We start from the raw sequence: 4,921 nt of genomic DNA, 5'->3' as shown, positions 1-4,921 counted from the left end.
TTTTCTTTCTGCTACTCTCCAGTATTGGTCTAATTTTTTCAAATTGTTCTTTACTTATATCGCTTGGATAGCTTTTTTGCATAGATATACCTCTTTCTTAACTATACTTATTTTACCTCATATTTTCGAGATCCTTAACAGGTTCTAACACGTAGCGGGATGACGAATTTGTTGTTTTTCAAATTGTAGGTGAACCTAAGCCACTTTAGCTATATCTGTACGAACATCTAGTAAAACGACCTAGCTATAGCTAAAGTAATCTAGAAAATTAACGATATTTTATTCCCCGGGGAACGCTCTATTCTGTTTTCCAACTCTAGTTCTAAAAGAGCCATTAGAGCTATGTTGGTAGAAAGTCCGCCTGCTAATATAAGTTCATCTATATCAACAGGTACAGAGTTAATATGATCAACTATAACAGATTTTGCCTGTTGTAATTTTTCTTGTTTTTGGTTAACAGCATAGTGCTCAACATCAAATAGTTTTTTTTGCTGCGGAGGTAGACTAAACCTAATACTCTCTATTATGTCATCAGCGGATTCGATAAGCTTAGCACCGTTTTTAATTAAATAATTACTACCACTACAGCGTGAATCTAAAGGGAAACCAGAAACTGCAAACACCTCTCTCCCTTGATTTAAAGCAAAATCTGCTGTTATTAGAGAGCCAGAACGTTTCGATGCTTCAATCACTGCAACACCTAGCGATAGGCCAGATATAATTCGATTCCTTTGAGGAAAATATTGAGGCTTTGGTTCAGTAGCAAATGGAAGCTCAGTAATTACTAACCCACCGTTCCCAGTGATTTTTTTGTATAGATCAAAATTCTCTTTTGGATACACCACATCAATTCCGCTTGCTGTAACAGCAATAGTGGGATGATTTTTGTATATTACACTGTTTGCTGCAGTATCGATTCCTTTTGCAAGTCCAGAAACGATAACAAAACCAGCTTCGCTTAAATCAAGTGCCAACTTATTGGCAAAATTTCTTCCATTCATTGAAGAGTTACGCCCACCGATTATTGCAATTATCTCACGGCTTAATAATGATATATCACCAAGCGCAGTTATTACAGGAGGACAACTAGAGATATTTCTTAAAAGATCAGGGTAATCTGGGTCACATGCGGGTATAATTTTAGCTCCAATTCTTTCTGCATTATTGATTTCTTCTCGTGCATCTTGAATGCCATACACCTTATTATTAGCCACCCTATTGAGATATTTCAACACCTCATCTAGCGATCCATGTGTTCTTAGTATACTAAAAAACTTTGTTGGTCCTATAGTTCTAGCCAAGCTTAACCATACTTCTAATTCTTTGTTGTTCAATTTATTTATCTTCATAAAAGGCTTGAATTTCTTATCAATTTAGTGTACTCAAGATAATGCAAATATACAGTGTTTTATGACGCATTTTGTTACAGATAAATGCATAAAATGTAAATATACGGACTGTGTGGAAGTATGTCCCGTTGACTGCTTCTATGAAGGTAAAAACATGCTCGTGATTAACCCAGATGAATGTATTGATTGCGGAGTGTGCATACCTGAGTGTCCAGTGGATGCAATTGTAACTGATGATTCCATAAAAGATATTTTAGAACTAGATGAAGAGTTACTGAACAGTGAACAAAAAATCTTCAAATCATTTTACAACATAAACGTAGAATACTCACAAAAATGGCCAAATATCACAGCTAAGAAGCAACCTCTCTATACCGCAGAAGAGTATAAGGAAAAAAAGGATAAAACAGCTTATTTTGATGAAAATTTAGAATAATGCTACTGAAGGAAAAGAAACTTTTTGTATTTCAGGGTTGTTGTTTTTGGTTGCTGAAAATAGTTGCGTTATCTAAGTTGTTATGCTGATAAATTAGTATCGATTAATTTAAGGATTAAGGAAAAAGGCTTATTGACTTTTGAAATATTTGATTATAAAACTAGCTGTTAGCATTAAATCTTGGGGGTAAGTTATGAGTATAAATAAAAGAGAAACCATTTAAAAGATTGAAGGGTTACTTTTTCAAGCGAACGGTAATCTTGAAAAAGCATGTGGTCTATTATCAACAGTAGAGTTAACCGAAGATGGTATTAAAATATTGCTGGAAGAGATGATAAAAGAGTATCGTAGCTTGTTTGAAAAGATTTCTTGGAGTTGTGGAATTACTGCAGGCGGTGCACAAGATGCCAACGCAAGCAGCTTCAACGAAGTTTTTAAGCTAGGTTCAAAAGAGTTAGCGTTGGCAATGATGTCAGATCTCAGAAAGTCTTATGATCAAGAATTATTTAAGAAATATAAAAAAGAAGAAATGTCTTATCCTGAAGGAGAAGGAGTACAATTTATTAGAGAATTAAGAGTTTTAAGTAGAATACTTACTATATCTTTAATAAGGAAACTTGATGAAGTTTACAAGTTTACTCCAGAAGAAATTGAGCGTTTGAAGGAATATATATTAGTTAGCAACTATGATACAAACAAAAGTCTTTCTGATATAGACAAATATATGCATGCACTATCTGCCTTAATTAGAAACCCCTCACTTGATACAAAAAAGATATTTGAGCTAAATAATCGAATGATAATACACACTACAGCCTTAATTGATTTAGTAACTAGTGGAGTAGTGAAAAAAGAAGAAGCAAAAGAACAATCTGCTGAGGATTTAGAAAAGCTTATCTGTGAACAGTATAAAGGTGCAGCAAACACGCCACTACCGTTGCCGAGCACGCTATTTGAAGTGGATAAAAAAAGTGCTTGAAGAAAGTAAGAAGGTCTTATAGTTAGCCAAAGTAGGTATTTAATAAGCTTAATGTAACCGTTATATATGCTATATAGTAAAACATAGAATGCTTATGGTTCCAACTATAGCAATTTTAAGTGGTGGGTTTTCTTGTGAGAGAGAAATATCGCTTATGAGCGGAAAAGCAGTAAAGAAGGCGCTCGATAGCCTTTCATATAATGCAATAGAAATAGATGTTGACAGCAACATTGCTGAAAAGCTTAGAAAAATTAATTCGGGCCTTGCTTTTATTGCTCTGCATGGACCTTATGGTGAAGATGGCTGCATTCAAGGTTTATTGGAGATTTTAGGTATAAAATATACACACTCAGGAGTTATGGCTTCTGCTGTTGCTATGAATAAAGTGATGTCAAAGCATATATTTCGGTCCCTTAGTATCGACACTCCAAAAGGTTATGTAATTAGCCGAGAAGATCTACTAAAAAATAATATTAAAATCGATTATCCGTACGTCTTAAAACCAATTAACGAAGGCTCTAGCATCGGAGTGCACATAATTTTCTCGCATGATGATTATTTAAAATTAAAAAACATGTTTGCAGCGCGTGACCAGGCAGTGTCTGGCTACTTGGATGAAAAGGAAAGAGCTACTTCTATGACAAGAGACTTGATGATCATAGAAGGATATGTCCCAGGAATAGAGTTACATACTGCTGTATTGCTAGATGAAGCAATTGGCACTATGGAAATACGACCAAAAAATAAATTCTATGATTATGAAGCAAAGTATACAGATGGATTTGCAGAACATATATTTCCTGCTGAAATTCCTGACAATATATATAAAATGACCTTGGAACATGCACTGAAAATTCATCAATTTTTAGGCTGTAAAACTATTTCCCGCTCAGATTTTCGTTATAATCCCAAAAATAACACTTTAAAAATGCTTGAGATTAATACACATCCTGGCTTTACTGAGTTATCGTTAGTGCCAGAAATTGCAAAATTGACAAAAGGAATCGATTTTAATGAATTAGTTAAAATTATTATTGAAGATAGTTTGCAGCACAAAAATATTAGGGATTTAAGTCATGTTGAGCAGTATTACTAGAAGCCAAAGGAGTTTTTTGCGTAAGTGTGCCTTGGTTATTATCACAGCACTTTTTCTTACGCTAATACTTTACAGCTCACTTGATAAAATAATAAATCGATTTAATTACTACTTTACTTGGTATAATGACTGCCTATCTAGTTTATTACTCAGTAGTGGATTTTCAATCGACGAAGTAGTCGTGAGCGGCAATAAATTTACAAACAAAAAGGATATTCTAAGTTTGACAGATAGAACGCAACCTATCCTGTATATATCACTTTCAAAACTTGCCGGTAACATACAATCCGTAAGCAGATGGATAAAACACGTAAGAGTTCACAGAATTTTGCCCAATACTCTACACATTAATATAGATGAGCATAAACCGTTTGCTCTCTGGAAAGATAATAACAAAACCTCGGTAATTGATTTTGAAGGTAAAGTGATCGTAGATGACTATCTAGTAGATGATCTTGTTGTAATTACAGGACAAAACTCGTTATCAAACCTAGAATTTGTTAGAGATGTGTTGGAGAGTAAAACTCAATTAAGAGACCACATTTCTTCTTTTGCTTATATAGGGAATAGAAGATGGAATATCATACTTGATAACGATTCCACAGTAAAACTGCCTGAAGATAACCCTTATAGTGCATGGGACTATTTAAACCACTTACACAATGCAACTGATTTTACTTTCAGCGATTGGAGTATTATTGATATGCGTATTACTGATAAAATTTTTGTGAAGAGGTGATCTGCTGTCATCCAAGTAGCCCCTTTTCCTGTCATCCCAGTGCCCAGACACTGGAATCCCGCCGCGAACCGTCATACCGCGGTTCATTCGCGGTATCTCTTAACATAGATCCCTTATTTAACCGCCATACCTTAACATAGATCCCGCTAACACGTAGCGGGATGACGGTTGTCGTTTAGCTATAAATATTTAAGAAATTTACCAAACGAAAAAAAAGGCAAAAGAAGCCCCGTGGTTGGCTAATCACTTACATTATACTTTCAAGTATGGCGTTTTTTTATTCTAAACGCTTAATAACCGCGATTTAGCTGCTTTTTAATGC

At 34.7% G+C, this 4,921-nt stretch carries 5 protein-coding genes; 4 read left to right on the top strand and 1 reads right to left on the bottom strand.

The features are described 5' to 3' along the window. Window positions 1–260: 260 nt before the first annotated feature. Complete coding sequence (gene dprA, locus OZD63_RS03800) at window positions 261–1,349, bottom strand: DNA-processing protein DprA (protein WP_275008165.1); 1,089 nt, start codon at window positions 1,347–1,349, stop codon at window positions 261–263. 61 nt (window positions 1,350–1,410) lie between these two features. Between dprA and OZD63_RS03795 the strand changes: the two genes are divergently transcribed. From OZD63_RS03795 to OZD63_RS03780, 4 genes are all read left to right on the top strand, one after another. Beyond that, complete coding sequence (locus OZD63_RS03795) at window positions 1,411–1,785, top strand: ferredoxin family protein (RefSeq protein WP_077188509.1); 375 nt, start codon at window positions 1,411–1,413, stop codon at window positions 1,783–1,785. A gap of 331 nt (window positions 1,786–2,116) precedes the next feature. Further along, a complete protein-coding gene (locus tag OZD63_RS03790; protein ID WP_275008162.1) occupies window positions 2,117–2,764 on the top strand; it encodes a hypothetical protein in 648 nt (215 codons plus the stop codon). An 88-nt stretch (window positions 2,765–2,852) separates the two neighbouring features. After that, window positions 2,853–3,860: a D-alanine--D-alanine ligase gene (locus OZD63_RS03785; protein ID WP_275008160.1), complete on the top strand. Its 1,008-nt coding sequence runs from the start codon at window positions 2,853–2,855 to the stop codon at window positions 3,858–3,860. Continuing rightward, a complete protein-coding gene (locus tag OZD63_RS03780; RefSeq protein WP_274979636.1) occupies window positions 3,841–4,599 on the top strand; it encodes a cell division protein FtsQ/DivIB in 759 nt (252 codons plus the stop codon). The genes OZD63_RS03785 and OZD63_RS03780 overlap by 20 nt, the downstream gene beginning before the upstream one ends. Window positions 4,600–4,921: the final 322 nt, after the last annotated feature.

The organism is Wolbachia endosymbiont of Drosophila leontia, from assembly GCF_028981785.1.
Taxonomy (GTDB): domain Bacteria; phylum Pseudomonadota; class Alphaproteobacteria; order Rickettsiales; family Anaplasmataceae; genus Wolbachia; species Wolbachia pipientis.
Note: the sequence above shows the minus strand (reverse complement) of the source record. Positions and strands in the feature narration are given on the sequence as shown.

What these genes read in the sequence shown, in the direction of transcription:
- OZD63_RS03780 (WP_274979636.1), top strand. Translation starts at nt 3,841, where the DNA reads ATGTTGAGCAGTATTACTAGAAGCCAAAGGAGTTTTTTGCGTAAGTGT.
- OZD63_RS03795 (WP_077188509.1), top strand. Translation starts at nt 1,411, where the DNA reads ATGACGCATTTTGTTACAGATAAATGCATAAAATGTAAATATACGGAC.
- OZD63_RS03785 (WP_275008160.1), top strand. Translation starts at nt 2,853, where the DNA reads ATGCTTATGGTTCCAACTATAGCAATTTTAAGTGGTGGGTTTTCTTGT.
- OZD63_RS03790 (WP_275008162.1), top strand. Translation starts at nt 2,117, where the DNA reads ATGATAAAAGAGTATCGTAGCTTGTTTGAAAAGATTTCTTGGAGTTGT.
- dprA (WP_275008165.1), bottom strand. Translation starts at nt 1,349, where the DNA reads ATGAAGATAAATAAATTGAACAACAAAGAATTAGAAGTATGGTTAAGC.